We start from the raw sequence: 26,191 nt of genomic DNA, 5'->3' as shown, positions 1-26,191 counted from the left end.
CCCGACGAGATAGGTGAGGGCTAAAAAGTTAGCTCATCTAGTCTTACAAATTCAAATCTCTTTTTTAACTCTTTTAGTACTTCCGGGAGTGCTTTAAACATCTCCGCCGGTCTGTTTTCTAGCTCTTCTTCTCTTTGGCTACCGTCGTGTATAGCAATAATAGATCCGTTTTGTGTTCCCGAATAAATTATTCGTTTAATATCCTCTGCTTCCTTATGATAATCTTCAGGGAAAACATCACAATTTATAATTCTTGCTTCTCCTTTAAGTACCGGCTGATAATTTTTACAAAGCTCCACTGCAAGATATGGCGGCCTTACAAATCTCGTATGCTCGCCTATAATGTCAAAAATAATCTCTTCGGCTTTTTCAAAATCTCCACTCCCTTCTCGCGGGTGGGAGTAAGTATGGTTACCTATTAAATGCCCCCGTTCAAATGTTTCTTTTACAATGTCTCTGTGTTTTTCTGCCCATTTACCCAAAACGAAAAAATTCGCTTTGACATCATATTTATCTAAAACATCTAATATTTCCCTCGTCCAAAAAGGATTCGGGCCATCATCAAACATTAAAGCAATCTTATTAATATCTCTACTCCCGTGATTGTATACAATTAGTTCCATATTTTAAATTTCCTTCAACTTCGGCCTAAATTTTGGCTATTTATAGCCCTTTATTTTCATTTTTGTATTAATCGTCATTTTTTCACCTGGTATTTTTGCAATCACAACTTTTCTTCCATAGGACGTTCCTTCAACTTTAATAATAAGCTCCTTACCTTCAATAAACTTTTTTAGCGTTTCTTTTGCTTTCTGATATCCTCGTTTCCTTTTTTCTGGGGTATTAACTTTGGCTAAACGAAAAAATCTATCTCTTGTATTCTTAAAAGTATCACCATCAACTACTTTTTTAACTTTAATTTTTGCCATATTTTTATTCTCTTGAAATTAGTTTATAATTTAATTGTGGGGGCTAAGGCAGCTATGGTCTCTAGAAAAGCATAGCTAAACCTTAGCTCTCTTTTATTTGGGTTCGCGCCAAACATATTTGTAACCAATTGGTGCAATTGGTTTTATCGGCCTCATTGATGGTATTTTCGGAATTTTTGGTAATTTTGGTTTGCTGTCTTCTTCCTCCACTCCGATAATTATTAAGCCACCCGTGGTGTTGGCAAAAGCAGAAATGCTTTTCTCTAAATCTCTTGGAAAGTCTTTTTTATAATCCAAGTTAATACTTTCAGCAATTCGTTGATTACAAAATTCAACGACGTCCTGATAGGTAATTTTTGTGATTTCTTTCGTGAATAACATATTTCACGTTTAAACTATCACTTTTTTGCTTAAAAAACAAGCTGATTTAAAATAAAAATTGCCCCAATGCTGAATTCTTTGGTTTTGTTTTAATAGAAAGTGAGGGTAAAAGTTTGAGTGACACAGGAAGACAGTTCTGGTATAATAAGATAAGGATAATCACTTCTTTTAAGATGTTTAAGGAGGTAAAATCGGTCATTGTTCTACCAGTCAAAAGGTGTCTTATGTATCTGGGAAAGAAAAATACTGCGCTGGGAAGAATCCTGTATTCTTTATATCTAATACTTATAGTATTTTTTATACACTGTATTCTTGATATAATTTTAAATCCTTATGGTTATTTAAAAGAATTTGTGGCTGGGATATCTGGTAGTGTTGAAATTCTCTTAGCAGTATTTTTATATCATAAGAAAAGAGAGATATTTGACTATTTAGGAAATTTAGCTTTGTTTTGGCATATCATTTTTTCATTGACATTATTGGGCATTTATTATAACTCAATAAAGTATATATGGACTCACAAAACAGAGTATCTCAATTCGCAGAAACCTTAATATTAGCTATTATCCTATTAGCGGGGATGGGTTTGTTTTTCTGGAAAGCAGGCTTCTTTGAGGAACAGAAACCTCCTCAATGCGATAAATATAATATAGAGCTATGTGATACACAAGAATTATGCGAAAGCAGTAATTTGTATTGGTGGGATAATGCTTGTCATACTACAGGAAAAGTTTCTCCCGCTCCCTCAGAATATCCCGATTATGAAGGCTTAAAAGATATAACTTCATTGGTATTACTTGAAAAAAATGAAAGTTGGGTTCCTGAAGGAAAAAAAGAGAATATTATTGGTTACACAAAAAACCTTGAATCAAAAGGTAGGTTTTCCAGAATATATCTTTATGCGGAAGTATCGGTCAATAGTAAACCCCTCACTCAATACGAAAGCCTATATGTTAAGTTCAATTATACAGGCGGACACCTTTTCCGCCCCCAAAGTTTAAAAATTCCCCCAAACACAATCACTCGCTTACTGTATGCTATTAATAATGTATCCTATTTAGCGACTATTCCTTATTCTGAAAGCAAAACTCCACTGACTGTTAACTGGTTTGAATTTTTCAAAGATAATTCATTGATTAGGTTTGATGTATTTATTTCTTCTTTGAAACCCGCAACTATAGACAATATACTTCTTTATTATGATTGTGCCGAGGGTAGTGAGTGTAAAATTGAAATATTAGAATGAGTAAATAATAGATTCAAAAGAAATAAAAATTGCCCAGCGATGGGCTTTTTATTCTCTTAATTTTTTTTCTTTCATGAGTTTTTATACTAATGACTCAGCTTTTTTAATGAGCCAATCAATATTAAATCCGGCTTGGCCATTTTTTAAACTTTCGTCTAACTCCCTAACCATGTCATATGATAAAAATTTAACAACTTCATTAAGTTTAAGATAATCATTAGAAAATGTAGGTCTTTTGAGTTGTCTAAAAACTCTATTTTTTTTATCTCTTTTCGCGATAATAAAAAGTGGATAATTTGAATTTGGCGCTAGTGCTCTGAGATCCGAAAGTCGTAAGAGACCCGAGTAAATCTGGGTAGAGTGCTCTATTTCGAAAGCAGATTTAATAGAAAAACCTAGTTTCCAGACTGTATCAATATTTTTGATAAAAGATGGAACATCAATAGTTTCGTGGAAATCTGGAATAACTAAATCACGAAATTTTTCTCCTTCATATTCTATATTCTGATCTTTCTTAGGAACCCATACATCAAAATGTGACTTTTTCCCTAGACGAATTAAACGCCATTGCATTTCATCATGTGCTGTTGGCGCTTTTTCGACTTTTTCTTCAAGAATTTCCTCGAATTTTTCTTTCTTTTTAACTTCAATTTTTTCGGGCCTCTTACCTTTTTCTATCACTTGAAGAAATGAAATTAAATCTCCGTACAGAGAAAGTAGTTTATTTACTTTTTTTTGTTCAACTGGACCAAAACCCCTAGGGAAATAAATTTCTTTATAACCAATGTATTTGTTTATTTCGGATTGTTTAAGATTTACTTCTTTTTCGTTGATTAAAAAATAAATATATTCCCAAGTTTGACCCTTTTTATCTGTTCTCCAAAAATATTTAGCTAACCCAGGACTGCGTACCTTCATTGCCACTTCGGCCGTTAAAATTATTCTTCCTTCTCTATAAATCATAACGTAATCACCCGTATCCATTATTTCCCAATTCCGTATATTGTCTTCACCAGGCACAGCTCCCCAAACAATATACGGCTGTTCATGAAAATAATCCCGAAGTTCTTCCGTTTCTTCAGGCGACAAAAATTTAGCTGCCTCCTCTATAGTTCTTTTATTCTTTATCGTATCGTGATAATGACGATCGGTATCGTGCCCTCCGCTAACTACAACAAAAAATATTTTACGTTCTTTCTTCATAATTTATTATATTTAGTCGCAGTGCCCTTGGCTTTTTCGACGGAGTATTTCTTGTCATTTTCTGCGGCCTTTTTCTTTACAATTGCTGAAATATCTATGTCGCTGGCGTTGGCGAAATTAAGGCAGAAAATCACTATATCTGCGAATTCTTCTCCAATTTCTTTTCTAAATTCTTCATCTTCTTTTAATTTTTTAGCAATCTGTTCTTTATTTTTCCATAGAAACAACTCTTGAAGCTCCCCAGCTTCAATTGAAATAGCTTCAGCGAGATCCTTGAGATTATGAAACTGTTTCCAGTCTCGTTTATCTCGAAATTCTCTTAATAAATCTTTCAATTCTTGAATTGTAGTATTTTTATCTTCATTCATATTTCCACCTTCACTATGGCCTTATTTCCCAAAAAATTCAAATCAATAAAAAACCCACTTAAAAAAGTGGGGTTGAGAGTATTTACTTGATACTTCTGGCTTTCATAGCTATGGCGTGGGATTTCTCGACTGCTAGTCCGATGTAATCTTCTGGTCTGTAAAGAAGTGACCAAATCTTTTCTGGAATGCGATTAACTACCTCCTTCAGCTCAGGATCTTCTTTTGCCAGCTCTTCTAAAACTGAAATTAAGGGTTTTTCTGGTGTTGCTTTAGGAACGAGCGTTTTGTTTACAAGGTGGTGAGCGTCTCCTTTATATCCTGCCATTTGAAGAGCGAGATATAAGGGTTCTGCTAATATCAGGTGGGCGTTTTGATTGAAGTTCTGCTTTATCGCTTTTTCGTCAATCTCCATTTTTGAGATGACTTTTACCATTCGCTCAAGTTGATATTGGACAAACACAATAATGCCTGCGAATTCTCGCGAGGGACTACTTCCTACCAAATCGCGCTGGTGTTCTGAAATCAACGTATCTAAGACTTTACCATATTCGTTTTTAACATTAATGAACATTCCTTCTGTATTCTCGAAAGAAATCGGATTTCTTTTATGAGGCATAGTTGAAGAACCTACTTGTTCTTCTTCGAATTTCTCTCTTATTTCTTGGATTTCGCTTCTCTGAAGATGTCTGCAATCTCTGCCAAGTTGAGCAAGACACGCGCTTAACAAAACATGGGCGTGGAGAAAATCGGCCAAGAGTTCCGGCGGAAGAATCTGGGTGCTAATCTCTGCTGGCAGGAGACCGAGTTTGTCTAAAACGAACTCTTCAATGCTTTCGTCTAAGAGACCGATTTGAGCATTGTAGGCTCCAACTGCTCCGCTGAATTTTCCTCGCAAATCAGAACAAGTAATCAGTAATCTTGCTCGGCAGTTCAATAAACGACCAAGAATAGTTGCCAACCAGAATCCGACAGTGATGGGTAGGGCGTGTTGACCGTGTGTCCGGCCAATTTGCCGAACCTCAGCGTATTCTTCCACTTTATCTGCCAGTATTGCAATCAATTTATCAATAGTAGGAAGTGTTACTTCAAGGAAAGCGCGCTTGAAAGCCAAGATAGAACCTGTATCTCGGATGTCAAAACTTGTTGCTGCCAAATGGACCCATCTTCGTAATTGAAAGGGTCGGGGGATGGTTTCTTGAATGAGTTGGACGAGTGCCCGGACATCATGTTTGGTTTCTTCTTTCTCTCGTTTATCGACTTCTGTCATAGTAATTTCTTTGATTCTCTCCCGAACTTCAGGCGTCAACAAAGCATGTTCTTCGTCTGGAATTACACCTAATTCCCATAACGTATCTAACAGAACTAATTCCACTTCAATCCATGTTTTTACAATATTGTCATGTCCGAAATAGGGGATCATTGATGCAGGTTGGTAGCGCGGATTACCAGGGAGCATATAGTTTCCTTCTTCGTTTTTTTCTCTTTTCAATGAACTAATCCTCCTGCACTTGAGTTTACCGATTTTCGGATGTTTTTCAAGTCGTCCCGAAAAATTCAAATCAAAATAAAAAAAGGGTGGTGAGACCCCCTTTTTGGTTTTTTACGGTTATTCTGTTAAAGAGCTTTATTTTACTTTTTCGTTATTTTCTAAAGCCCTGCTTCCATTGTATCAATAGCTCTCAATTCTTCGGTAACAAAGAGTGCCGCATCTTTCAGCAGGTCAATGAGGGCCGAAACCCGTGTTTCAATTTCACTTGGTGTAATGGATTTCTGAAACTGTTTTTTTATTAATGAGAAGATGCTTTCAAGGTTTTTGTTCCAAATTTTTATCGTTTCTTCTCGTGCTTCAGCCAAGCCAATTTTAGATTCTTGGACAAGTTCTTGAAATTTCTCTTTCGGGATTTCGGTGGCACAATATTTTAGGAATTCCATCCAGGGCACGGGCAATAATTTGTGGAACAGTTCCCTTGCGTCTCTGAAATCTTTTCTTGCCTTTTTTATTGCTTCTAGGAATTCTTTTTCTTCTTTCACACAATCAACCCCTTTTGAATTGTATAATGTAAATTATCAATTATTTCAAAACTTGTCAATAAAAAAGCGAAACCTTAATGGCTTCGCTTTTTAAAATAATGGGTTTAGGATTACTCTTTAAAAATCAACTGCAATATTTGGAAGATAATAAAGACTAAAATAGCATAACCTATCATAGCTGAAAGAGTTGCAGTATCAATCAGCCTGCCTCTTGGCCAATAAACATCAGGAAAAATAAAATTAAAAGGTGAAACAAGAATATCTGACCATCTATAAATAAGACCAACAACCAGGGCTTTTGGGTTGGCATTTAAAAATTTCAACACCAATCTTAAAAACAAAAAGAATTCAACCAAGATAAGTAATCTGCTGATTATGTAAACAATCGTTGAATAGGTCTTTTTTAGAAATCTCATAGTTTTTTTAAATTTTTAAAATGTTTTATAATCCCCCTTCCCCCTCGACCGGCACTATTATAGAGATGACCTTTTCTCCCCCACCGGAGGTTATTGATATTTTATAATCGTAGAGCCCGGGCTCCATTACTGTCCTATCTATATTGACCAAAACTGTTGTTTCTTTTCCGGCCAAAGTTTCCCCTGCCATAGGAAGGGCACTTAACCATTCTGGTAAATCATCAGTTATTTCCCATGAAAGAGTTTCTCCTCCTGTATTCTCAATTACAAAGGAGCTTTCTGCCACCCCTATTCCAAAATCTAATAAATCAGGAGTTACGGAAATTAAGGACGTTTCAGTTATCAGGCACTGACAAGTTATACATTCCACGCCTTCTTCACATCCAATAGGGGAAGCCAGGGGGTCGCATTGTTCAGGTGGGGTAATATAGCCGTCACCGCAAACTGGAGTTGTTGGCGTTTCATCTGGCGGAATAACCTCATCTGGCTTTTTACATTTACAACCAATACATTCCTCATCTGGCTTACAGCCAATGGGTTTGGCTTTTGGGTCACATTCTTCTTTTGGCGGGGTTATATAACCATCACCGCAAATTGGGGTTACTTGAGGCGGGGCCTTGCAATGACAGGTAGAATCACAAACCTGTCCCTCTGGGCAACCAGTTGGACTGGCCTTATAATCACATTCTTCACCGATAAAACTTTCGTGTTCGCCATTTCCACAGCAACATTCTGGCATAGGACAATCAACACCAGCATTACCAACTATATCATCAATATGTTCTTGTAATGCTTTTACTTCGCCCCAGGTTTTCGCCATTATACTCTTTTCTTTTCCCTGGTTGGGTTTCCAATCTCCATTAGTATCTCGGGTGTATTCTTCACCCAGACCCATCATATGGCCTACCTCATGAGCGGCATTTAATCCGGTAGTGGTAGTGGCCCATTCCCCATAACTATTTGGATATTGCGAAGAGGCAATAGTAGCGTCAGCTACGTTCCCCCTTTGGTTAACCGGTTGATTAACAACATGCATGCAATGGTAATCAGGAAGGTCTTTTTGAGCATCAAAACAATCTTTTCCTTTGGGCAATATTTCAACTACTACCTCAAAATGGACCGGGCATTCGCAAAAACCATAAGTAAAATCTGGCTCATTCCAGATTTTAAGCATACCGTCAACCCAAATATCAACTAATTGTTGGGCATTCATCCAGGAAACATCATCCAAAAAAGCAAAGGCCAGATAAACAGTGATTGTTATGTCGCAACCCTCAATAGTAACTGCAGTTTTAGCTCGGGTTTGATTAGGATGAAAAATTAATCCTACCCCTAAAGCCAGAAGAAAAATTAAGGCTAATATCTTATTTTTTTTCATAATTTTTATTCAACCTCAAAAATTTCTTTGTTTTCATTCCAGGAAAACTGGTTCTTATTATTTTCCCAAAACTGTTGCCATTCTTGAATAGTTTTCCCATCAAAATCAGTATAATTTTGTAAATACAAAAGAGAACGCTCTTTAACTAATTCCGGTGGTGCGCCAAAATGAGTAATTTCTTCTGAGCCAAGACAAGAAATTAAAACTGGAATGCCCTCTTTTTCACCAAATGAAACAAGTTGGGCCCCAACTAACATCTTTAGAGTATCGTCTTCATCATCTATTCTTTGTTTTAAACTAGGGATAATAGTATCTTTTAAATCTTCATTATCTCTTAATATTCCTGGCAGAGAAATAATGGCGGCCCAGCGTTCAGAAATAGAGTCACTATTTATCATTTCTTGTAAAATAGGAATGGCCTCTTTTCCTATTTCACTAATTTCAGAAACAGAATAAAAACTTTGAGGATTATTAAAATCAAAACCGGCAATCACTGAATTGATTTGGCTTTTTATTGCCTCTTTGGGTCTTTTATAAGCCCACCACCAAATAATCCCCCCAACTATTATTAGAATAATAATTAATCTCATTAGTTTATTAGATTTCCTCATAGATTTTACTCCACCTTATTTTCTTTTTTAACGCTCAAGGTCTCCTCAATTGGTGAATGAGGAGAAATTTTTCTCATTTTTTCGATAATTTTCCCTTTTCCTTCCTTTGATTGGGTAGTAAAATATTTTTCTTTTAATTTTCTTATCTTTTTCCTCTTTTTCTTTCCCCTTTTGATTTTAAACTGTCTTCTTTTTTTGGAAATTTTTGACATATGAACGATTAGAAGTACCTAAAGTGTAAATTTCAACCATACCCCGTAGGAGAATTTCGAATGATTAAAATAAATTCTTCAGAAATTTACGAAGTCTTAACTTTAGAAACCTTTGACCTTGGGAAGTTTTGAGATAATTTTCTCTTCGTTTTGCATCATCTTCATTAAGGCACGCTTCTGCATAGATCAATTTTAATGGTAGCCTAGGTCTTGTCGAAAAACTCTTTTTGGCATTATGTTCTTTTAATCTCTTCTCTAAATTTTGAGTGTAGCCAATATAAAAATCATTGTCTTTTTCACTCAGAAGTACATAAACATAATGCCAATTCGAAATTCCTCTACGGGGCATATCTAATTGTGAAATTTTCAAATTCTCCCTGATATTCTTCCCATTCAACATTAATGTCATTAACCTTAGCCCAGATTGGACCTTTTTTTGCCCATTCAACCATTCCCTCTACTTTCTCTTTTTCTCCCTCAAAAACTGCCTCAACTCTTCTGTCAGTTAAATTCTTGACCCAGCCTGAAACTCCCAATTTCTCAGCTTTTTGGCGAGTGTTTTCCCGAAAGAAAACTCCTTGAACTTTACCCGAAACAAGAATATGGGCCCTGGCTTTTTCATTCATAATTTTAATTTCTTCTGCCTAAAGGATTTAGCAGTATCTGCGGCTGCTTTCTTTCCAAGTTTTGTTAGAGAAAAAGAGGTTTTTGGATTGCCGGCAATCAGTTTTCCTTTTCTAAGAGTTCGGAGCGGTCGGTCTAATTTACGAGAATCCGGCCACTTTGAATATTTAGGAAAAATAAAGACTTTTGGAAATAGAGTAAAACACTCTCTGACCAGCCTTCCAAATGTACATTTTTCTTTTTTTTCGGTTACTGAGTAGATACCAAAAAGAATTAGATTACTGATTGACCTGTCTTTATACAATTCTTCATCGAAAGTTATTTTTTTCATAGAAAAAAATTAGAAAGGGGTCGGGAAAACCGGGTGTAGGGGCCCGCGAAGCGGGAGGGTGGCGGGTGGGTGGAGTCCCGTAGCGGAAAGATTAAAACCGATGGGTTTTAAGGAGCGGTGTTAGACGAGCGAATAGAGTGAGCGAGTCGTGCCGCGACTTCTTCATATCCTTTACTTCAATTTAGCATTTCTAAGGGGTTTCCACAAGATAAAAAAACCGGCGCCTTGGGTGCCGGGATTAATCCTTTTTAGGTTAGTTCACCGATGTGAACTCCTCGAAACTCTTTCCGTTTCTTAACACTTATCTCCTTGAGTTCAGCGATGTTCTTAGGCGTAACAGCGGCGAGTAATCCTCCATATTTTGCCTCACGAGGTGGTGTATAATACTTAATCACAGCTCGCCTGCCATGCTCGGCAAATAGATCAACTACTTCCCCAATTGCTCTGGCATTTTCACCAATGTACATAATATCAGAATTGTTGCATACTTTACCTTTGCCATTGAACATCATGGTGATTCCGGCTCCTTTGAGATACTGGACGCATTGAACATCGGTCTGGCTATCACCCACATAGAACACTTTTTCTTTGGACGCATTGAATTTCTGAAGGATTTTAACCATGGCTTCGCGCTTTTGTGTCTGGCCAACAGGATGGACGATCCGGAGCAGTTTCCCGATCGGCATATTGTATACGGTTTCCCAAATAAAATTGGTGAAACGCTCGTAGTAAGTTTTGTGTTCCGAGATTACTTCACCCGTTTCCTTGTCGTATTCGATGATAGGCATTTGGGCGACTTCTTTCATAAAATCGAGAAGTATTTCTGATTCCTCTTTCGTGATGGGTATCCCATTGAATCTTTCCACAAAGGTACAGTGAACTCTATTAAAATTGAAACCGACCAAGTCGCAGAACGCCCAGATAAAGAACTCGTAGCTAGTCGAAACTTGCCAGACATTGTACCTGTTATTCAGAATTGCCAACACCTCACCAATATGAGGCACCACCCGAATATTCTTCTTAGCAAAGCTGTAAAGCCACTGAGATGTTGCACCCATCGCTTTATAGAAAGGTAAAATGACTTTGAGAGTGTGACCAGAGGAATAGCTAGGATCTTTGGCTATCTTGTGGAAATCTCCCCAGATGTCATCAATTACGCTGAGTCTCTTATAGAAATCAGTACCAATTTGTTCTCCAAGGCCACAGTGCTTTGCTAATGCTACCGTGTTTTCCTGGGCATTATCGTTGAGCGTACAAGGACCTTCATTGTCGAGAAAAACCCAGATATTCTTTTTTTTCACCACCTAATTCACCCCTTAATATTAATGAACTATTTTCAATATATATTTTAATTCTCGAAAGTCAAATTTTATATTCAAAAATTTCACCATGGCCAGGATAAATTTTCATTCCTGGCTTTAAAAATTTTGATAATTTTTGGAGAGATTCTTTAAGGTCTTTTGAAGAGCCACTAGGAAGATCTGTCCGTCCATACCCATTTTTAAAGAGAGTATCACCGGTGAAAATAAAGTTAGGGGCCCGCGAAGCGGGAGGGTGGCGGGTGGGTTGGAGTCCTAATAAACAAATACTCCCTTTGGTGTGGCCGGGAGTATGAATAACTTTTAAAATAATGTCCCCTATTTTTATTTCTTCTCCCTCTTTTAAAAATTTATCGGCTAAATTCTTAAGGTCTTTCTCGGCCTCATGAATTAGGACTTCAGCTCCGGTTTTTTCTTTTATCTCAGAAGTAGCAAAACTATGATCCAAATGGGTGTGAGTTAAGATGATATACTTTAGTTTCGTTTCCTCATTTTCAATTTCCTTTAAAATCTTTTTTGCCCCTCCGCCCGGATCAATAACTGCCGCCTCCTTTTTTGAAATTAATATATGTCTCTGGGGATATTTTTCGCTTTCGCTCAAAATATAACAATTTGTTAAAAGAGGGCCGACTACTAAATTTTTAATTTCCATAAATCTTTGAGAATATCTTCTGGGATAGGAATTTCCTCTCTAATAGGGCTAATCCCAGGATAGCGCCAGGCAGTGATAATTCTAATTTTCTTTCCGACTTTTTGATACATCAGCCAAATTTCGGTTGGTCTTTTCTTTGATCCGGTAGGCTGCATAATGGCAATGGTTCTTGGGACAATACCTTTTTCTATCCTTTTCGGATTTAAGAGCAAACGTCTTAACCGGCTCTTGCTCAATTTATAAAATTTCATTTTCTCCTGAACATGCTTTGTCCACTGAATTTTATCAATAGGTATTTTTAGAAACATTTTTAGGGAACTTTGCTTTCTTTCATCTTTCTCCGGAATTCTTTTTGGGCCTTAAAAATAACATCTTTTGCCTTATAGGGGTCGGGAATTTGGCGAAAGACAAATTCCCGGAATTCGCCGGCTGTTTGAATATGTAAATCGCCAAAACGAAGCAAGGTTGGGAAAAATCCATGGACGTCTACGGTAATATCCTGAATCCGATTATGATTAACACTGGAGAGAACCCGACTAAAAAGCCCCCTGAGTTCGGTATGGATAGTTCTTTCATTGGTAACAATCCAGCAGTCAAGATAATAGTTGGTGATAACTAAAAAGATAATTGACCAAAGCACTAAAAGTACAAGAGACAGAAAAAATAATGAAAGATAGCGGACTTCAAATCCTAAAAGAAAGGGGAGAAATTTTATCAGCCAACTTGGCCAAGAAGGAAAAGGGGAAAGAAAAAGAATAATCATCGAGATAATCATTACAGAGAAAATTAAGAGTTCGGGAAAAAGTTCTTTCATTAAAACAAGCCGATGACGGCGCTTAATTAAATAAATTTTTTCATTTGGCCGAAGAGTAATCATTTTTTCAAAATATTTAAGGCTAACAAAATAATATTTAATAAAACAATGAATAAGCTTCCTATTTCAAAAATATTCAAAATCCGCTTGGCAAATTGATCCTTTGGAGGGGTAAATCTTTTAAAGTGAAAGAAAATGACCACTCCAATCGTAGCCATAAATAAAACAGCAACTAAAGAAAATAGAATTAAGATAAAGGGGATCATTATTTTAATTATATTCAAACCTAATAAAAAATAAAGTTTTTTTAATTTGTAAAAAAGAGTAAAATAAAATTAGATTTCTATAAAATGAAAAAGGCTAAATTATATATTGGAACTTCAGGCTGGGCCTATTCACATTGGGAAGGAATTTTTTACCCCAAAAAATTATCATCAGAAGATAAATTAAAATATTTTTCTGAGTATTTTAAAACCACTGAAATAAACTACTCTTTTTATCGCTTACCTCGACCTTCTACTTATCAAAATTGGTATTTTTGGACTCCTCAAGGCTTTGTTTTCGCCATTAAGGCCAGTCGGTTTATCACTCATATTAAAAGATTAAAAGATGTCAGAGAGGCCTGGAAAGTTTTTATTGAAAATGCCTTAAATTTAAAAGAAAAATTGGGTCCAATTTTGTTTCAATTTCCTCCCAGTTTTCAGGCAACACCAGAAAATACAGAAAGATTAGAAAGATTTCTAAAACTTATTACTAAGATCCTACACCCTATACCCTATACCCTACGTTTTGCCTTTGAGTTTCGCCATAAATCCTGGCGGGATAAAAAAATTTATAATCTGCTTAAAAAATACAAAGTTGCCTGGGTAATTGCCGATTCCCCCCGTTACCCAAAGGAAGAAGTTGTAACCACTGACTTTGCCTATATTCGCCTCCATGGCTCCAAGGTTTTATTTGCCTCAAAATACACTAAAAAAGAACTTAAAGACCTGGTTCAAAAAATCAAAAAATGGCTAAAAACCGGCGATGTCTATGTTTATTTTAATAATGATTTTCACGGCTTCGCCATTGAAGACGCTAAAACACTTCTTTCTTTATCAAAATGATAATTACATCTGCTCCAGGTAAGATTATTTTATTTGGTGAACATGCTGTTGTTTATGATAAACTGGGAATTGCCTGTAGTGTTGATAAAAGATGCTTTGTAAAAGTTTTTTTTGCTAATGAGAATAGTATTTTTATTGAGGCAAAAGATTTTAATTTAAGTAAATCTTTAAGAGAAAAGGAGTTGTTCGATTTCTTTGAGACGATTAATAATTTGAAAAATAAAGATAGATTTGATGAAATAAAAGAAATTTTTAGAAGAGATAGATTAGCTCCTAGTTTCTTTGTCATCGCCAATGTTCTGAAAAAATATGGCTTCAGAGGGTTAAAGCTCAAAATTGAATCAGAAATCCCCAAAAACCTAGGTTCAAGCTCAGCTGTCTTTTCTGCTATTGCTTTAGGGGTTTCAAAACTTTTAGGAAAAGACCTTTTAAAAAAAGAAGTTTCTGATTTCGCCTATCAGGGAGACTTAATAGCTCATGGTGGAACTCCTTCTGGTATAGACAATAGTATAGTTACTTATGGTGGTTATCTAAAATATAAAAAATCAAAAGGTATTGAACTTCTAAAAGTTAATTTTAAAATTCCTTTGCTAATTGTTGATAGTGGAGAAGAAGTAAGAACAGGGGAGACAGTTTCTTATGTAAGAAAACAGAAAAAAGAAAATCCTGAATTTATAAATTCTATTTTAGATTCTCTGGATAATATTTCTGAGGAGGCCTTAAAGGCCTTAAATCTTCAAAATTTTGAAAATTTAGGAAATTTAATGTTTAAATATTACCAGGAGTTAAAAAAACTTGATATCTCAACTCCAAAATTAGAGCAAATAATTGACATTGCCCTGAAAAACAAGGCTTTAGGGGCTAAGCCGACCGGAAGCTGGGGTGGTGGCTGCTGTTTGGTTTTAGCAAAAAATCAAAACAGAATAATTAGTTTAATGAAAAAATTTGAAGGAAATGGCTTTAAATCTTTTCAGAGCAAAATTGGAGTTGAAGGTGTAAAATTAATTTCATGAAAGCAACCGCAATTGCCAATTCAAATATCGCTTTTGTTAAATACTGGGGGAAGGCTAATCCAAAATTATTCATCCCAACTAGGAATAGTTTATCAATGACTGTTAATGCTTTAAATACTCAGACAACGGTTGAATTCTCTAAAGATTATGAAAAAGATACGCTTTTCATAAACGAAGAAGCACAAGTAGGGAAGCTATTGGAAAAAGTTATTAGACATTTGGATAACCTCAGAAGATATACCGGTGTTTCCCTCAAGGCTACAGTTATCTCAAAGAATAATTTCCCAAAAGGGGCGGGTTTAGCCTCTTCGGCTTCAGGATTTGCTGCCTTAACAGTGGCTAGTTGTGTGGCTTTGGGTTTGGGATTAAATGACCAGGAACTTTCAGTTTTTTCCAGACAGGGAAGTGGTTCATCTTGTAGGTCAATAAAAGGAGGTTTTGTTGAGTGGATTGCTGGTGAAAAAAGCGAAGAATCCTTTGCTTACCAACTCTATGATGAGAATTACTGGGATATAAGGGACATTATCGCCATTGTTAAATCAGAAGAGAAAAAGGTTTCTTCCCGAGTTGGAATGGCCGCTAGCCTGAAAACCTGCCCGCTTTATGATGACTTTGTCAAAATCGCTACACCAAATATAAAACAGATAAAAGAAGGCCTGACTGAAAAGAACTTTGAGAAAATAGGGGAAATAATTGAATTTGAAAACTTTTTACTTCATACAATAATGACGACCACCAGGCCGCCTTTATTATATTGGTCACCCGATACCTTTAGAATAATTCAAGAGGTAAGTTTCTGGAGAAAAAAAGGTATTCAGGTTTATTGTACTGTTGATGCTGGGCCAAATGTCCATTTGATTACCCTGCCTGAATATGCTTTAAAAATTGAAAACAAATTAAAGCAAATGCCAAGTGTTATTCAAGTTATTCATAATAAACCAGGAGGAGATGCCAAAATAACAAATGAACATTTGTTTTAAGTATGATTAAAGTTTCTGCCCCAGGAAAATTGATGCTATTTGGTGAGCATGCTGTTGTCCATAACAGGCCTTGCATTGTTACTTCGGTAGATCACAGGATAAGTGTTTCATTGGAAAAAAGGGATGATAATAAAATTATTTTGAATGCGCCGGATATAAATTTTAGAGATTATATTATCTCGATAGATGATTTAGCAAAGTCTCATCCTAAAAAAATTAAGTTTGTTTTAACTGCAATTTTAAATTTTTTTGAGAAATACAAAATAAAAAGCGGTTTAGAGATTGAGACTAAGAGTGAATTTTCAAGTAAATTTGGTTTAGGTAGTTCTTCAGCTGTTACAGTTTCGACAATAAAGGGATTGGCCAAATTGTTTGAAATCAAAATGGATGATAAAGAATTATTTGATTTATCTTACAAGACAGTTTTGGATATTCAGAAAGTAGGCTCAGGATTCGATGTGGCAGCTGCAATACAAGGAGGGGTTCTATTTTTTGTTACGGCCGGAAAAATTATTGAACAAATTAAAATCAAAGAACTCCCAATAATCATTGGTTATACAGGGATTAAAGTAGATACCTCTACTTTGGTAAAAATGGTTTATAAAAAATTATTAGAGAAACCTGAAAGAATCAACAAAATTTTTGATGAGATTGGAAAAATAGTTAATTTAGCAAGGATTGAAATAGAAAAACAAAATTGGAAAAAGGTGGGAGAATTAATGAACTTAAACCAAAATTTATTGAGAGAATTAGGAATAAGTTCTGAGGAGTTAGAAAATTTAATAACAGCTTCTTTAAATTCCGGGGCTTATGGGGCTAAATTATCAGGGGCTGGTGGTGGAGATTGTATGTTTGCTATAGCTCCTAAAGAAAATTGGCCTAATGTAAAAAAGGCGATAGAAAAAGTAGGAGGGAAGGTTATCGATGTTAAAATTCCGGCCGAAGGAGTTAGGACAGAATACAGAAGGGGTTAGGACAGAACAATGTAGGGGATTTGACAAAGTTTTAAGAGTATGTACTATAATAAGGGATGACGAAGAAGGTAATAATCGCTTTAAGTTTAGTAGTCTTGATTGCGATAATAGGATTTGTTGTTTTGAAGGAAAGAAAAGAACAAGGGGAGGGTGAAATTTCTCTTGAAGAAAAACAGCAAATTGAAGCCTGGATTTTAGAAAATAATTTAAATCAATACGGGGATCCTAAGGACACAGTTTATATTGGAGGGACCCCGCTTTTTAATGAAATGACCGGCGAAAGCATTGATAAATACCAATATATTTTAGAGAGACATTTAGATAGACCTTGGCTGAAGTGAGCAACAAGCAACAAGCAACAAGTGACAAGCGACAAGTGACAAGTAAAAATAAATCCCGTCAAATAACGAGTTAAAGGTCGAAGAAATAATTAACAATTAATTAAAAAGTAAAAAATGACAAAACAATTTATCGCAACTATTTGTATTTTAGGATTGGTTGGTATGGTCGTGGGAGTTGGAGTGTTAGCAGATGGAACAGAAACTGTTACTGCTACGGTGACCGCGGAGTTAATTACGATATCGCTTCTTGATGGCGCGGTTGATTATGGAATATTGCCTATTAATGATAGTGAAGACACGACACCATCAGGTTTAGATGATACTCAAGTTGTGACTAACAACAGCAATGTTGCGGTCGATCTTGGAGTTAAGAGCTCTGATGCAGTTGGCGGTACGCCTTGGAATCTAGTAGTGGCAACAGGATCGATAGACGAGTTTACTCACGAATTTGCTCCTGACGGCTCGACTTGGGCTACATTTAATGTAGACAATACTACCTATACATCTCTTACGACCAATGTAGCAGTCAATGGTACTCAGGATCTCGATTTGAGAATTGGCACTCCGACTTCAGTTTCTGACAATGTGCTGAAAACGATTACCGTTACGGTTCTAGCAACCGCGTACTAATCACCCAAGCATTCTTAAAAATAGGGGTCAACTCTATTTTATTTAGCGCAAACTACCCCGCCCGCCGCAGGCGGGTGGGGTAAAAGTGCCAAGTTTTTGTTATAATTTAAGAAGAAGTATTCAACACCCGAGGTTGATTAATCTTGAATATGCTTAAGATCAGCAAAATCTTAATATTGGTTTTAATTGTTAGCGTGGTTTTTGGTTTGCTTAGTCAAATTTTTCAAAGCTCAGCTCAAGAAGCAAAACCGCTTGTGGCAGAAAAAAAAGAACTGCCAAAAATAATAGATAAAGATAAAAATAAGATTTTTGATAATTTAGAAGAACTTTTAAAAGGTCAGCCCGATGAGGCTGTTTTTAATACCATTGTTCTTTTTGAAGAAACTCTTTCTAATCCTTTATTTGAAAAAGTTAAAGAAAAAATCGGTGGTTTCTCCATAAAATATCAATACAAAAGCATTTCAGGCATTGCCACCACCCTGAATAAAGGACAAATCATTGCCCTTTCTCATTTGCCTTTCGTGAAGCAAGTTGAACATGACGCCGAAGTTATCCCCTTTTTAGACAAAGCTAATTATTGGTTTGGAACAAAAAAAGCCAGAGATGATTTTGGATTAGATGGCAATATGGATGATTCTTCTAGTTATTCTAAAGACGATATTGTAGTGGCAGTAATTGATAGCGGTATTGATCCTAATCATGTTGATTTAGACGGAGGAAAAATAATTGGCTGGCAAGATTTCGCTACCGGAGAACCCGAACCCTATGACCAGGTTCAGGGATGTGGAGGACACGGAACTCATGTTTCTTCCATTGCTACTGGCGAAGGGGAAGGTAACTCAGCCTATAAGGGTGTGGTTCCTGGTGCAGCTCTCGTGGGAGTAAAAGTTCTTAAAAGAAGAGGAAGAGATTGCGTGGGTAGTACTTCCGATGTTGATGCCGGAATCCAATGGGTGATTTATAATAAAGATACTTACGGCATCAATGTAATGAATATGAGCATTGGTATACCCGGGTCTTCCGATGGTACTGATTCTACCTCCCTGTTAGTGAATCAAGCAGTTGATGCCGGAATAGTAGCTGTGATTTCTGCTGGCAATGAGGGACCAAAAAAATATACTATTGGTTCACCATCTGCGGCAGAAAAGGCTATTACAGTTGGGGCAATGGCTGATGTTGAACCAGGAAATCCAGGCTCTTTTGGCTGTGGAGATGCCCCGGGTTACGGATTTTATCAAATCTGTTTTTCTTCACGAGGTCCAACAGCCGATGAAAGAATAAAGCCAGATATTTCTGCCCCTGGTGTTTTTATCATGGCAGCTCAGGCCGGCACCACTAACGGATATATTGAATATAGTGGAACCAGTATGTCTTCTCCTTTTATTGCGGGTTTGGCAGGATTGATGCTTCATGCTGATTCGGCTCTTACTCCAGCCGATATTAAAACAAAAATTAAAAATACTGCCTTAGATTGGGGCCCAGCCGGAGCAGATATCGATTATGGGGCTGGTCGTTTGGATGGCTACGAAGCAATTAAAAGTGCTGGAGGATATTCAGGGACTAATATCGCTACCCCTGAGCATCAATATTTAACAGGTAGTTTAACCGGCACCGGCGATGCCGATTGGTATAATATTAATGTTAGTGATACCTCCTATCCCATTGCTGTTACTTTAATCATGCCTAATTGGGTCTCGAGTTCAAATCCAGATTTTGATCTCGCCCTTTACGATACTGACGGAACAACAAAGTTAGCTGAATCAATTAGCATTACTAGGCAAGAGACAGTTGGTTATCAACCCAGCAGCACCGGAACTTATAAATTAAAAGTTTATTCTTATGCTGGAAGTGGTGATTACTTCTTTGATCAATCAGCCGGTACAGCGGTGGTCAGTATTAGTTTAACTACCGACGGAACTACACCTTTTGAAATTGTTCCTTTGGATTCCACCATCGATACCACTCCTTCTGGAACAAATGATGTTCAAACTGTGAGAGTTGATGCTGGACCGGTTGATTTAGATATTAAAAGTACTGTTTTTTGTGATAATGGAAATTGCTGGTCTTTTGGAACAACCAATGGTGACAATCAGGTAGTTTGGAAGTATTCTAAAGATGGGAGTGTCTGGAATATTTTTGAGATAGCTAATACTCTTTATCCCTTAGACAGTAATGTTCCCCAGACAGAGACTCGAAATCTTTATTTACAATTAACCATGCCAACCTCTACTGCTTCTTCTAATGAATATGGTTCAACAGTAACTATTGTGGCTACGGCGCCTTAATTTAAAAACACAAAAACATGAAAAAAATAACTTTATCATTAATAATAATTGCATTAATAACAATATCCCTTATTACTTCAGCTGCTTTAGCTGGCGTTGGCGTTGGAGTAAATCTTGGGAAAATAAAGGTTGATGAGCCTTTAAAACCAGGCGGAATTTATAATTTCCCCAGTATTGGAGTAATTAACACTGGAGATGAACCAGGAGAATATGAATTAGAAGTTACCTATCATCAAGATCAACCTCAATTAAGACCAGCTCAGGAATGGTTTAGTTTTGTTCCTTCTTCATTTTATTTGGAACCTGGCCAATCTCAGAGCGTGGCAATAAAGTTGACTTTACCGGTTAAAACAAAGCCTGGAGATTACTTTGCCTATTTGGAGGCTCATCCAATTATCAAAGCAGGACCGGGCACCACTATTGGGGTGGCAGCTGCAACTAAAACTTATTTTACAGTAGTTCCAGCTAACATCTGGCAGGCAATAATTTGGAGAGTATCTTCTTTCTTTACAATGTATGCCCCCTGGACTTATGTGGTTTTAGCGATAGTGATAACAGCTGTAATTATTGTCATATTTAGGAAACACTTTGCTTTTAAAATCGCAATTAGAAAAAAGTAATGCCAAATTATTTTAAAAAAATTTCTACTTTTCTTTTAGCAGTTTTTATTTTTACTGCTATTTTTTTCTCTGGAATAATAGATAAGAAAGAAACTTATTTTGCCCAGGCCTCTTTTTGGAATATGATTAGAGCTTGGGTTACTATTAATCCTTTGTCTGTTGATATTTCTTGCCCATCGGAGGTGGAAGTAAATAAAGTTTTTAAAGTAACAGCTAAGATAATTAACCAAGGAGAAGAAAAAATTGAAAACGCAAAAGGTGAAATTTTTCTTCCCTCGGGATTAACTCTTCTTAGAAAAGATCCGATCAAAAAGATAGGAGTAATTCCGGGCAAAAGAGAAAAAAAGACTTCCTGGCCAGTAAGAGGAGAAGAAATAGGCGGTTATATTATAACAGTATTAGGTTCCGGAGAGTTGGGAGAAGATGAAATTTTTGCTGAAGATAGCACTAAGGTTCAAGTAAAGGAGTCTTTAGAAGGATTCCAACCCCGAAAATGGCTTCAAAATCTTTTCGATTTTTTCCAGAAATGGTTTAGGTTTTAATTTGACGGAATAACTTATTTAAAATAAAATTGTAGTTCAAAAATCAGTTAAAAACCTCATTAACCCCCTAACTAATTTTTGGGGGATTTTGTTTTTATGATACTCTAAATTAAGAATGAAAAAATCTTTATTGATAATAACTATAATTTCTTTTGTCATTGTTTCAGCAATAATAGTCTTATATCAGCCAGAGCAAATAGAAAAAAGAGGCAAAGTCCCAGAAGAAATAACCCAAGAAGAGACAAGGCAAGAGGAAAAGAAAAATTATGAGGAATCTAATTGGCAATGGGTTAATAACCAAAAGAGACTATATCAGTTATCTCCTCCAGAGATTAATTTAATTCTAAAAGAACTTCAGAAACAATTTCCCAATAAAGACGAAAGATTAAAGGCTTTGGCGATTTTGCGCCTGGGCACGCCTTATCAATTAGGGTGTTTGGGCGAAGAGTCGGGTAAAGACAAAGACCCAATCTTTAGATTGGATGTAACAGACTGTACTGTCTTTATTTTAACCAATGCAGCCTTACTTCATGCTCAAGATTTAGAAGGGGCTAAAGAAATGATGAAGTTTTTAAACTATCGACCAGACAAAGAGATAACTTTTGAGAATCGGCTTCATTTTACCACTGACCGTAATATGGCTTCGCCATATTTTGAAGATATTACCGAGCAAATTGCCGGCTCAAGCAGAGTAAAAGAGAAGAGAGTGGTTTTAAATAAAGTTAAAGCAAATGGCAAGCGCTTAATAGATATTAATTGGGAGAAAGAGGTGATTATAAAACATATTCCTAATAAATACATTACCAGGGAGTTGCTAAGTAGCTTGCCCAAAACTATTAGTGTTGCCTTTATTAAAGAAGGAGATGAAAATATTGGGTTGGATGTGAGACATGAAGGATTTTTATTTGATAACCAGTCTCTTTTTCATGCAACTTCAGCACAAGGAGGAGTGATGGCTGTAGATTTCTTTGAATATTATTTTGGTGAAAATGGGAAGGAGCCTCGATTCGATAGCATAATCTTATTTGAGATAAAGTAGTTTTTTGGGATAAAATAGAAATATTTGAAACTCCCAGACCGTAGTAGAAACTAAGCATAAATTTTTTATTTAACAAAATCTTCTGATTTTGCCCCGCTCTTTTGTTTAAGGGCGGGGTTTTGCTATAATAGAAAGATCATGAAAGGTCGCGGCACGCGACGCTTGCCGAAGGCAAGCGCGCTAACACCGCTCCTTAAAACCCATCGGTTTTAATCTTTCCGCTACGAGAAAACACCCAGTTTTCCCGACCCCTTTCTAATTTTTTATGAAAAAATCAAAAATCACCAAAGAAATGACAATTGGAGAGGTTATTAAGAAGTACCCAAGAGTTGTCTTTTTATTTATAGACTATGGACTTCATTGTGTTGGTTGTTCGATTGCTCAAGGTGAGACAATTGAAGAAGCAGCCAAAGCCCACCGGCTTGACCTGAAGAAATTTCTTGAGGATTTAAATAAGGCAATAAAAAAAGCTCCCACAGCCCCGCCCGCCACCCATCAAACGAAAAATATACATAAATGAAAAAAATTTTTTTATTTTTAGTTCCCCTTTTAATTGGAATATCTCTTTTCGTTTTTGTTATCAAATTTGTCGGCTGGGAGGAAATAAAAAGAGTAATTTTAGTTTTTAGCGGTTGGCAGGGGATAATGATTTTAGGCCTTACTTTATTAATAATCTTGGTAGCAACCTGGAAATGGAAAGAGATTTTAAAAGGAGTAGGTGCTAAAATTTCTTTTAAAGATCTTCCCGGGCTTTATTTGGCAAGTTTCTCTATTATGTATCTTTTTCCAATAATGATTTTGGGAGGCGAGATTCTCCGGGGATATGTTTTAAAAGAGAAAAATAAGGTTCCCTGGCCAAAAGGAATGGCCTCTGTCATTATAGACCGGGTCTTAGAATGGACTGCCAATTTGGTGGTTGTTTTTTTTGGCTTTTTGTTTTTTTTGCTTACTATTGGCTTTCCTCCGGGAAGATTAGGGGTAATCCTTGGCAGTGTATTTTTAATTTTTACTGCTGCCCTTATCTTTTTTTACTTTAAGAGTTTTAAACGAGAAAGTATGGTAAGATTTTTCATAAGAGGGAGCCAAAATAATCAACCTTTAGAAATTGAAAAAGAAATTTTCAGTTTTTTTAAGATAAAAGAGAAACACATGTGGAGGGTCTTTGGCCTTTCTTTCTTAAGAGCAATAATTATGCTCTTGAGAACCTGGGTCTTGATTGGTTTTTTAGGAAAGAATATTGGCTTTTTACCAACATTATCCATTCTTGGTTTTTCTTATTTGGCAGTGATGATTCCTATTCCCACTGCTCTTGGAATTCATGAGATGGCTCAAGTATTTGCTTTTGGTGCTCTAGGATTAGGAACGAGTGCTGGAATGGCTTTTACTATGATTATCAGGGGAGCTGATTTAATTTTTGCAATAGTAGGAGTTTTTATTCTATTTCGCCTAGGTTTAAAATTATTAGAAAAAACTCTATTCAAAAACCAAAATCTATAAAATTCAATAGAGAATATACTTTTAAAATTCCCGACTTGCCCCTCCTATTCCCAGGGCTTGATTTTTTTAAGGGAGGTTGATAATATACCTTATAGAGGTAGAAAAAGAGGTGAAATAGGTTGTTAAAAGCAGTCACTATTCCTCCAGCTTGGCATAAAGAATTGGAAAAGGACAGAAACCACCGAACATTTAGACAGGGAAAAACATTTGTTTGTCCAGCAAATTTCCCAGAAAAGGTAGAAAGTACACCCATTCCTTTTAGTAGAGAAATTAAATTTTGCCCATTTTGTGGCAAAAGATTAGGAAGGGTCACTGAAATAGAAGACAAGAATCTCCGCTGGTCAAATCGGTCGTATACTCCTACCAAAAGCCTACCTGGGCATCGCTACTGATGCATTATAGTTCTTTAACTCTCATAGAGACAAAATCCCATTTTTTGTCTCTTTTTTATTTCCGCCGCCCCGCCTTGAGGGCCGCTTTGACAAATTGTCTCAAATTTGATAGTTTCTGAATAAGGAGGTCAGTTCTTTGGAAAAGATATTTAAAGATGCCCGAGGTAGGGAAATTACGATAGAATATATTAAAGAAGGACTATGGATAACAACACAGAAAGGAGGACATCATCGCATACACGATACTGTTCCTCGGAAATGTGACGAATGTGGTTTTCCAGCCATGGAGATTGGGAGCAGAGACTACAAAAGACAAGTTCTTACCTTAGGATGTCCGTGGTGTAGAGTCCACAGAGAATTATGCATGCTATGCGGGAAAATGGAATACCTTTTGGGAGACCACCGTCATCAAAGCAGCGAATAACGAGATAAACAAGAAGCTCCATTCATATCATAGAGACAAAATTCCCATTTTTTTTGTCTCTTTTTTATTTCCGCCCGCCCCGAGAGTTTTTCTCGGGAGTTTGATTTTTTTTAAAAATTTTATTTAAATAAAGTAAAGGAGTAGTACATTAAAAATGAGAGAAATTAGGTTGCGTCTCTTAGTAGGAGCTATAGGTGCAGCTGGTGGGTATGGTATAGGATTTTTTTTCGGTCTAATCGGGGTTATCCTTGGAGCTATACTCGGTGCGACATTCTTAAGTATTCTTGTTATCCTTGGAGAGAGAAGTCAGAGAAAGCACAGAGAAAGACCATGTAGGTCCGAATTCCACAATAACAATACTATTTAAGCTCCTCTATGCCAGGTTTTCTAAATCTGGCTTTTTTATTTCCGCCCGCCCTGAGAGTTTTTCTCGGGGTTTTGTTCGCCGCCGCTTGACAAATCTTAAATTAAAATATATCATACAAGCAGTAAAAATAGGAGGTGGAAGATATACCAAAAATTTTTCAGGTATTTAACCTAGACTCAGAAAGAATGGAAGAGATAAGCCCCGAAGAGCTGCCCAAACTGAATCTTCCCGAAGCAGGACAAAGACTAATTCAAGAATTAAAGGCTAAAGGACATGAGGTTTTCGTCAGTTCTGTAAAAACATCTGGTCTCCCTAAGAGCCTACTCGTTTCTGACAAAGTCCCACCTGAAGAACATGGTGCAAAGGCAGACTTCTTTGAGATCGCCGGTGATCTTCTAGGGCTTGGGTGGTATGAATCTGGAGAAGTCTATTCCGATACAAGGTAGGTCTTTTAAATAAACAAAAAAGCAGAATAAAACTCATACTTCATAAGAGGGGTTAAAATCTTCCCTCTTTTTTATTTCCGCCCGCCTCCCCGAGAGTTTTTCTCGGGGTTTTTGTTTTGCGAGCGGGTGGGGTATAATAAAATAATATGCCTTTTCTAACTCAAGGTAAAACTAATTGGAAATATATTTTGATTGTAGTGGTTTTAGCTGTTATAGTTGGCGGTGGAATTTTATATTGCTGTCGATGGAAAAAATCAGAAATTCCTTTTGTTGAAACTCCCGAAACTGCCAACTGGAAAACTTATAGGAATGAGGAATATGGGTTTGAATTTAAATATCCGCCAATTCCTTCGGGATGTGAACGGTGGTGTGATATACATGAAAGCACCGAAGGCTTCATGGTAAGTCGAACTTCTCTAAGTATAGAAGATTCAGAAGGGTTAACTCTTTCTGAATTTGTAGATAAAGAGGTGGAAGGAGTTGAAATAGAAAGAAGAGAAAAAAAATTAATAGGTGGAAAAGAAGGAATCATTGTCGATTTTCGATTTGGGGGTATGGGCAGATTCGGAAGTAATGCCTTTGTTGGGCACAATAAAAAAATCTTTGTATTTAGTTTTACCACTGGAGGCTTTTGTTGTCCTGAAGCAGATAAGATTTACGAAGTAGAGGTTTACGATGCAATGCTTTCTACTTTCAGTATTTCAGAGTAATTAATTCTACCAAACAGGTTCTAACATCGTTCAACCACAGGCACCCTAATCCTGAAAATCTCCAATTCTTCCCTTATTTTCCTCCAATCCACAGTTCTGAACGCGTCCACTAGACCAAGTTGCATTTAAAAACACCCATTGATTTGGGTGTTTTTTGAATTTATTGATTGCTGAAATTGTTTCTTTCTTACTTTCTTTTTAGTCTTTTTAATGAGAATCTCGCTGTTAATACTTTATCTGTATTAAATAGTCGTGCCGCTATATACATCGTAGACACGGCAAAAATAATCATATATATTATTCCGCCAAT

At 36.4% G+C, this 26,191-nt stretch carries 36 protein-coding genes; 17 read left to right on the top strand and 19 right to left on the bottom strand.

Translation table 11 applies throughout. The features are described 5' to 3' along the window. Positions 1-20 precede the first annotated feature (20 nt). The 3 genes from KJA15_04100 to KJA15_04090 form a co-directional block, all read right to left on the bottom strand. Positions 21-623 (bottom strand): polysaccharide deacetylase family protein, encoded by a 603-nt coding sequence (locus KJA15_04100; protein ID MBZ9572488.1) that lies wholly within the window; start codon positions 621-623, stop codon positions 21-23. Positions 624-659: 36 nt separating this feature from the next. Next, entirely contained in the window at positions 660-929 is a 270-nt protein-coding gene (locus KJA15_04095; protein ID MBZ9572487.1) for a thermonuclease family protein, read from the bottom strand. A gap of 93 nt (positions 930-1,022) precedes the next feature. Continuing rightward, positions 1,023-1,310 (bottom strand): ATP-binding protein, encoded by a 288-nt coding sequence (locus KJA15_04090; GenBank protein ID MBZ9572486.1) that lies wholly within the window; start codon positions 1,308-1,310, stop codon positions 1,023-1,025. A 113-nt stretch (positions 1,311-1,423) separates the two neighbouring features. On the opposite strand from KJA15_04090, the gene KJA15_04085 reads away from it, so the two are divergent. Then, positions 1,424-1,864 (top strand): hypothetical protein, encoded by a 441-nt coding sequence (locus tag KJA15_04085; protein MBZ9572485.1) that lies wholly within the window; start codon positions 1,424-1,426, stop codon positions 1,862-1,864. Continuing rightward, a complete protein-coding gene (locus KJA15_04080; protein ID MBZ9572484.1) occupies positions 1,822-2,556 on the top strand; it encodes a hypothetical protein in 735 nt (244 codons plus the stop codon). The genes KJA15_04085 and KJA15_04080 overlap by 43 nt, the downstream gene beginning before the upstream one ends. Before the next feature lie 81 nt (positions 2,557-2,637). Here KJA15_04080 and KJA15_04075 read toward each other — a convergent pair whose 3' ends face one another. The 16 genes from KJA15_04075 to KJA15_04000 form a co-directional block, all read right to left on the bottom strand. Then, on the bottom strand, positions 2,638-3,759 hold the full coding sequence (locus KJA15_04075) for a hypothetical protein (protein ID MBZ9572483.1): 1,122 nt from the start codon (positions 3,757-3,759) through the stop codon (positions 2,638-2,640). After that, complete coding sequence (locus KJA15_04070) at positions 3,756-4,127, bottom strand: nucleotide pyrophosphohydrolase (GenBank protein ID MBZ9572482.1); 372 nt, start codon at positions 4,125-4,127, stop codon at positions 3,756-3,758. The genes KJA15_04075 and KJA15_04070 overlap by 4 nt, the downstream gene beginning before the upstream one ends. Positions 4,128-4,209: 82 nt before the next feature. Then, positions 4,210-5,499 carry an adenylosuccinate lyase gene (locus KJA15_04065; GenBank protein ID MBZ9572481.1) on the bottom strand — a complete coding sequence of 430 codons (1,290 nt, stop codon included), beginning with the start codon at positions 5,497-5,499 and terminating at the stop codon, positions 4,210-4,212. A gap of 275 nt (positions 5,500-5,774) precedes the next feature. Further along, positions 5,775-6,158, bottom strand: a complete 384-nt coding sequence (locus KJA15_04060) for a hypothetical protein (GenBank protein MBZ9572480.1) — start codon at positions 6,156-6,158, stop codon at positions 5,775-5,777. 110 nt (positions 6,159-6,268) lie between these two features. Beyond that, positions 6,269-6,574, bottom strand: coding sequence for a hypothetical protein (locus KJA15_04055; protein MBZ9572479.1), 306 nt, complete (start codon positions 6,572-6,574; stop codon positions 6,269-6,271). 25 nt (positions 6,575-6,599) lie between these two features. After that, a complete protein-coding gene (locus KJA15_04050) occupies positions 6,600-7,952 on the bottom strand; it encodes a BACON domain-containing protein (GenBank protein MBZ9572478.1) in 1,353 nt (450 codons plus the stop codon). 5 nt (positions 7,953-7,957) lie between these two features. Beyond that, positions 7,958-8,563 carry a HEAT repeat domain-containing protein gene (locus KJA15_04045; GenBank protein MBZ9572477.1) on the bottom strand — a complete coding sequence of 202 codons (606 nt, stop codon included), beginning with the start codon at positions 8,561-8,563 and terminating at the stop codon, positions 7,958-7,960. Between the two features lie 5 nt (positions 8,564-8,568). Continuing rightward, entirely contained in the window at positions 8,569-8,775 is a 207-nt protein-coding gene (locus KJA15_04040) for a hypothetical protein (GenBank protein MBZ9572476.1), read from the bottom strand. Between the two features lie 64 nt (positions 8,776-8,839). Beyond that, positions 8,840-9,124, bottom strand: coding sequence for a GIY-YIG nuclease family protein (locus KJA15_04035; GenBank protein MBZ9572475.1), 285 nt, complete (start codon positions 9,122-9,124; stop codon positions 8,840-8,842). After that, on the bottom strand, positions 9,114-9,401 hold the full coding sequence (locus KJA15_04030) for an acylphosphatase (protein ID MBZ9572474.1): 288 nt from the start codon (positions 9,399-9,401) through the stop codon (positions 9,114-9,116). The genes KJA15_04035 and KJA15_04030 overlap by 11 nt, the downstream gene beginning before the upstream one ends. Next, on the bottom strand, positions 9,398-9,730 hold the full coding sequence (locus KJA15_04025) for a hypothetical protein (protein MBZ9572473.1): 333 nt from the start codon (positions 9,728-9,730) through the stop codon (positions 9,398-9,400). The genes KJA15_04030 and KJA15_04025 overlap by 4 nt, the downstream gene beginning before the upstream one ends. Positions 9,731-9,978: 248 nt before the next feature. Then, positions 9,979-11,031 (bottom strand): hypothetical protein, encoded by a 1,053-nt coding sequence (locus KJA15_04020; GenBank protein MBZ9572472.1) that lies wholly within the window; start codon positions 11,029-11,031, stop codon positions 9,979-9,981. A 61-nt stretch (positions 11,032-11,092) separates the two neighbouring features. Next, positions 11,093-11,701 (bottom strand): MBL fold metallo-hydrolase, encoded by a 609-nt coding sequence (locus KJA15_04015; protein ID MBZ9572471.1) that lies wholly within the window; start codon positions 11,699-11,701, stop codon positions 11,093-11,095. After that, the gene (locus KJA15_04010; GenBank protein MBZ9572470.1) at positions 11,683-12,009 is read right to left on the bottom strand and encodes a hypothetical protein; all 327 of its coding nucleotides are present in this window, start codon (positions 12,007-12,009) and stop codon (positions 11,683-11,685) included. Before KJA15_04010 ends, KJA15_04015 begins: the two co-directional genes overlap by 19 nt. Positions 12,010-12,011: 2 nt before the next feature. After that, positions 12,012-12,578 (bottom strand): PH domain-containing protein, encoded by a 567-nt coding sequence (locus tag KJA15_04005; GenBank protein ID MBZ9572469.1) that lies wholly within the window; start codon positions 12,576-12,578, stop codon positions 12,012-12,014. After that, a complete protein-coding gene (locus KJA15_04000) occupies positions 12,575-12,781 on the bottom strand; it encodes a hypothetical protein (GenBank protein ID MBZ9572468.1) in 207 nt (68 codons plus the stop codon). The genes KJA15_04005 and KJA15_04000 overlap by 4 nt, the downstream gene beginning before the upstream one ends. Before the next feature lie 84 nt (positions 12,782-12,865). On the opposite strand from KJA15_04000, the gene KJA15_03995 reads away from it, so the two are divergent. The 15 genes from KJA15_03995 to KJA15_03925 all read left to right on the top strand — a co-directional run bounded on the left by KJA15_03995 (position 12,866) and on the right by KJA15_03925 (position 25,881). Then, positions 12,866-13,621 carry a DUF72 domain-containing protein gene (locus tag KJA15_03995; protein MBZ9572467.1) on the top strand — a complete coding sequence of 252 codons (756 nt, stop codon included), beginning with the start codon at positions 12,866-12,868 and terminating at the stop codon, positions 13,619-13,621. After that, complete coding sequence (gene mvk, locus KJA15_03990; protein MBZ9572466.1) at positions 13,618-14,634, top strand: mevalonate kinase; 1,017 nt, start codon at positions 13,618-13,620, stop codon at positions 14,632-14,634. Before KJA15_03995 ends, mvk (KJA15_03990) begins: the two co-directional genes overlap by 4 nt. After that, complete coding sequence (mvaD, locus tag KJA15_03985; GenBank protein ID MBZ9572465.1) at positions 14,631-15,614, top strand: diphosphomevalonate decarboxylase; 984 nt, start codon at positions 14,631-14,633, stop codon at positions 15,612-15,614. The genes mvk (KJA15_03990) and mvaD overlap by 4 nt, the downstream gene beginning before the upstream one ends. A gap of 2 nt (positions 15,615-15,616) precedes the next feature. Beyond that, the gene (mvk, locus tag KJA15_03980; protein ID MBZ9572464.1) at positions 15,617-16,588 is read left to right on the top strand and encodes a mevalonate kinase; all 972 of its coding nucleotides are present in this window, start codon (positions 15,617-15,619) and stop codon (positions 16,586-16,588) included. 56 nt (positions 16,589-16,644) lie between these two features. Beyond that, entirely contained in the window at positions 16,645-16,929 is a 285-nt protein-coding gene (locus KJA15_03975; GenBank protein MBZ9572463.1) for a hypothetical protein, read from the top strand. Between the two features lie 114 nt (positions 16,930-17,043). Then, complete coding sequence (locus KJA15_03970) at positions 17,044-17,559, top strand: hypothetical protein (protein MBZ9572462.1); 516 nt, start codon at positions 17,044-17,046, stop codon at positions 17,557-17,559. A 149-nt stretch (positions 17,560-17,708) separates the two neighbouring features. Then, positions 17,709-19,844, top strand: a complete 2,136-nt coding sequence (locus tag KJA15_03965) for a S8 family serine peptidase (protein ID MBZ9572461.1) — start codon at positions 17,709-17,711, stop codon at positions 19,842-19,844. A 17-nt stretch (positions 19,845-19,861) separates the two neighbouring features. Then, on the top strand, positions 19,862-20,464 hold the full coding sequence (locus KJA15_03960) for a hypothetical protein (GenBank protein MBZ9572460.1): 603 nt from the start codon (positions 19,862-19,864) through the stop codon (positions 20,462-20,464). Next, a complete protein-coding gene (locus KJA15_03955) occupies positions 20,464-21,006 on the top strand; it encodes a hypothetical protein (GenBank protein MBZ9572459.1) in 543 nt (180 codons plus the stop codon). Before KJA15_03960 ends, KJA15_03955 begins: the two co-directional genes overlap by 1 nt. Before the next feature lie 115 nt (positions 21,007-21,121). After that, on the top strand, positions 21,122-22,045 hold the full coding sequence (locus KJA15_03950) for a DUF1460 domain-containing protein (GenBank protein MBZ9572458.1): 924 nt from the start codon (positions 21,122-21,124) through the stop codon (positions 22,043-22,045). A gap of 292 nt (positions 22,046-22,337) precedes the next feature. After that, entirely contained in the window at positions 22,338-22,565 is a 228-nt protein-coding gene (locus KJA15_03945) for a DUF1858 domain-containing protein (GenBank protein MBZ9572457.1), read from the top strand. After that, positions 22,562-23,542, top strand: coding sequence for a flippase-like domain-containing protein (locus tag KJA15_03940; GenBank protein ID MBZ9572456.1), 981 nt, complete (start codon positions 22,562-22,564; stop codon positions 23,540-23,542). Before KJA15_03945 ends, KJA15_03940 begins: the two co-directional genes overlap by 4 nt. A gap of 528 nt (positions 23,543-24,070) precedes the next feature. Beyond that, positions 24,071-24,358: a hypothetical protein gene (locus KJA15_03935; GenBank protein ID MBZ9572455.1), complete on the top strand. Its 288-nt coding sequence runs from the start codon at positions 24,071-24,073 to the stop codon at positions 24,356-24,358. A gap of 501 nt (positions 24,359-24,859) precedes the next feature. Then, entirely contained in the window at positions 24,860-25,171 is a 312-nt protein-coding gene (locus tag KJA15_03930) for a hypothetical protein (protein ID MBZ9572454.1), read from the top strand. Positions 25,172-25,317: 146 nt separating this feature from the next. After that, positions 25,318-25,881: a hypothetical protein gene (locus KJA15_03925; protein MBZ9572453.1), complete on the top strand. Its 564-nt coding sequence runs from the start codon at positions 25,318-25,320 to the stop codon at positions 25,879-25,881. Positions 25,882-26,191 lie beyond the last annotated feature (310 nt).

The sequence above is a fragment of the Patescibacteria group bacterium genome (assembly GCA_020148145.1).
In the GTDB taxonomy this organism is placed as follows: Bacteria; Patescibacteriota; Minisyncoccia; order Minisyncoccales; family JAHCRE01; genus JAHCRE01.
The sequence above is the reverse complement of the archived record's forward strand: the minus strand, read 5'-3'. Positions and strand labels throughout refer to the sequence as shown.

What these genes read in the sequence shown, in the direction of transcription:
- KJA15_04100 (MBZ9572488.1), bottom strand. Translation starts at nt 623, where the DNA reads ATGGAACTAATTGTATACAATCACGGGAGTAGAGATATTAATAAGATT.
- KJA15_04095 (MBZ9572487.1), bottom strand. Translation starts at nt 929, where the DNA reads ATGGCAAAAATTAAAGTTAAAAAAGTAGTTGATGGTGATACTTTTAAG.
- KJA15_04090 (MBZ9572486.1), bottom strand. Translation starts at nt 1,310, where the DNA reads ATGTTATTCACGAAAGAAATCACAAAAATTACCTATCAGGACGTCGTT.
- KJA15_04080 (MBZ9572484.1), top strand. Translation starts at nt 1,822, where the DNA reads ATGGACTCACAAAACAGAGTATCTCAATTCGCAGAAACCTTAATATTA.
- KJA15_04075 (MBZ9572483.1), bottom strand. Translation starts at nt 3,759, where the DNA reads ATGAAGAAAGAACGTAAAATATTTTTTGTTGTAGTTAGCGGAGGGCAC.
- KJA15_04070 (MBZ9572482.1), bottom strand. Translation starts at nt 4,127, where the DNA reads ATGAATGAAGATAAAAATACTACAATTCAAGAATTGAAAGATTTATTA.
- KJA15_04055 (MBZ9572479.1), bottom strand. Translation starts at nt 6,574, where the DNA reads ATGAGATTTCTAAAAAAGACCTATTCAACGATTGTTTACATAATCAGC.
- KJA15_04050 (MBZ9572478.1), bottom strand. Translation starts at nt 7,952, where the DNA reads ATGAAAAAAAATAAGATATTAGCCTTAATTTTTCTTCTGGCTTTAGGG.
- KJA15_04045 (MBZ9572477.1), bottom strand. Translation starts at nt 8,563, where the DNA reads ATGAGGAAATCTAATAAACTAATGAGATTAATTATTATTCTAATAATA.
- KJA15_04040 (MBZ9572476.1), bottom strand. Translation starts at nt 8,775, where the DNA reads ATGTCAAAAATTTCCAAAAAAAGAAGACAGTTTAAAATCAAAAGGGGA.
- KJA15_04035 (MBZ9572475.1), bottom strand. Translation starts at nt 9,124, where the DNA reads ATGCCCCGTAGAGGAATTTCGAATTGGCATTATGTTTATGTACTTCTG.
- KJA15_04030 (MBZ9572474.1), bottom strand. Translation starts at nt 9,401, where the DNA reads ATGAATGAAAAAGCCAGGGCCCATATTCTTGTTTCGGGTAAAGTTCAA.
- KJA15_04025 (MBZ9572473.1), bottom strand. Translation starts at nt 9,730, where the DNA reads ATGAAAAAAATAACTTTCGATGAAGAATTGTATAAAGACAGGTCAATC.
- KJA15_04015 (MBZ9572471.1), bottom strand. Translation starts at nt 11,701, where the DNA reads ATGGAAATTAAAAATTTAGTAGTCGGCCCTCTTTTAACAAATTGTTAT.
- KJA15_04010 (MBZ9572470.1), bottom strand. Translation starts at nt 12,009, where the DNA reads ATGTTTCTAAAAATACCTATTGATAAAATTCAGTGGACAAAGCATGTT.
- KJA15_04005 (MBZ9572469.1), bottom strand. Translation starts at nt 12,578, where the DNA reads ATGATTACTCTTCGGCCAAATGAAAAAATTTATTTAATTAAGCGCCGT.
- KJA15_04000 (MBZ9572468.1), bottom strand. Translation starts at nt 12,781, where the DNA reads ATGATCCCCTTTATCTTAATTCTATTTTCTTTAGTTGCTGTTTTATTT.
- KJA15_03995 (MBZ9572467.1), top strand. Translation starts at nt 12,866, where the DNA reads ATGAAAAAGGCTAAATTATATATTGGAACTTCAGGCTGGGCCTATTCA.
- mvk (MBZ9572466.1), top strand. Translation starts at nt 13,618, where the DNA reads ATGATAATTACATCTGCTCCAGGTAAGATTATTTTATTTGGTGAACAT.
- mvaD (MBZ9572465.1), top strand. Translation starts at nt 14,631, where the DNA reads ATGAAAGCAACCGCAATTGCCAATTCAAATATCGCTTTTGTTAAATAC.
- mvk (MBZ9572464.1), top strand. Translation starts at nt 15,617, where the DNA reads ATGATTAAAGTTTCTGCCCCAGGAAAATTGATGCTATTTGGTGAGCAT.
- KJA15_03975 (MBZ9572463.1), top strand. Translation starts at nt 16,645, where the DNA reads ATGACGAAGAAGGTAATAATCGCTTTAAGTTTAGTAGTCTTGATTGCG.
- KJA15_03970 (MBZ9572462.1), top strand. Translation starts at nt 17,044, where the DNA reads ATGACAAAACAATTTATCGCAACTATTTGTATTTTAGGATTGGTTGGT.
- KJA15_03965 (MBZ9572461.1), top strand. Translation starts at nt 17,709, where the DNA reads ATGCTTAAGATCAGCAAAATCTTAATATTGGTTTTAATTGTTAGCGTG.
- KJA15_03960 (MBZ9572460.1), top strand. Translation starts at nt 19,862, where the DNA reads ATGAAAAAAATAACTTTATCATTAATAATAATTGCATTAATAACAATA.
- KJA15_03955 (MBZ9572459.1), top strand. Translation starts at nt 20,464, where the DNA reads ATGCCAAATTATTTTAAAAAAATTTCTACTTTTCTTTTAGCAGTTTTT.
- KJA15_03950 (MBZ9572458.1), top strand. Translation starts at nt 21,122, where the DNA reads ATGAAAAAATCTTTATTGATAATAACTATAATTTCTTTTGTCATTGTT.
- KJA15_03945 (MBZ9572457.1), top strand. Translation starts at nt 22,338, where the DNA reads ATGACAATTGGAGAGGTTATTAAGAAGTACCCAAGAGTTGTCTTTTTA.
- KJA15_03940 (MBZ9572456.1), top strand. Translation starts at nt 22,562, where the DNA reads ATGAAAAAAATTTTTTTATTTTTAGTTCCCCTTTTAATTGGAATATCT.
- KJA15_03925 (MBZ9572453.1), top strand. Translation starts at nt 25,318, where the DNA reads ATGCCTTTTCTAACTCAAGGTAAAACTAATTGGAAATATATTTTGATT.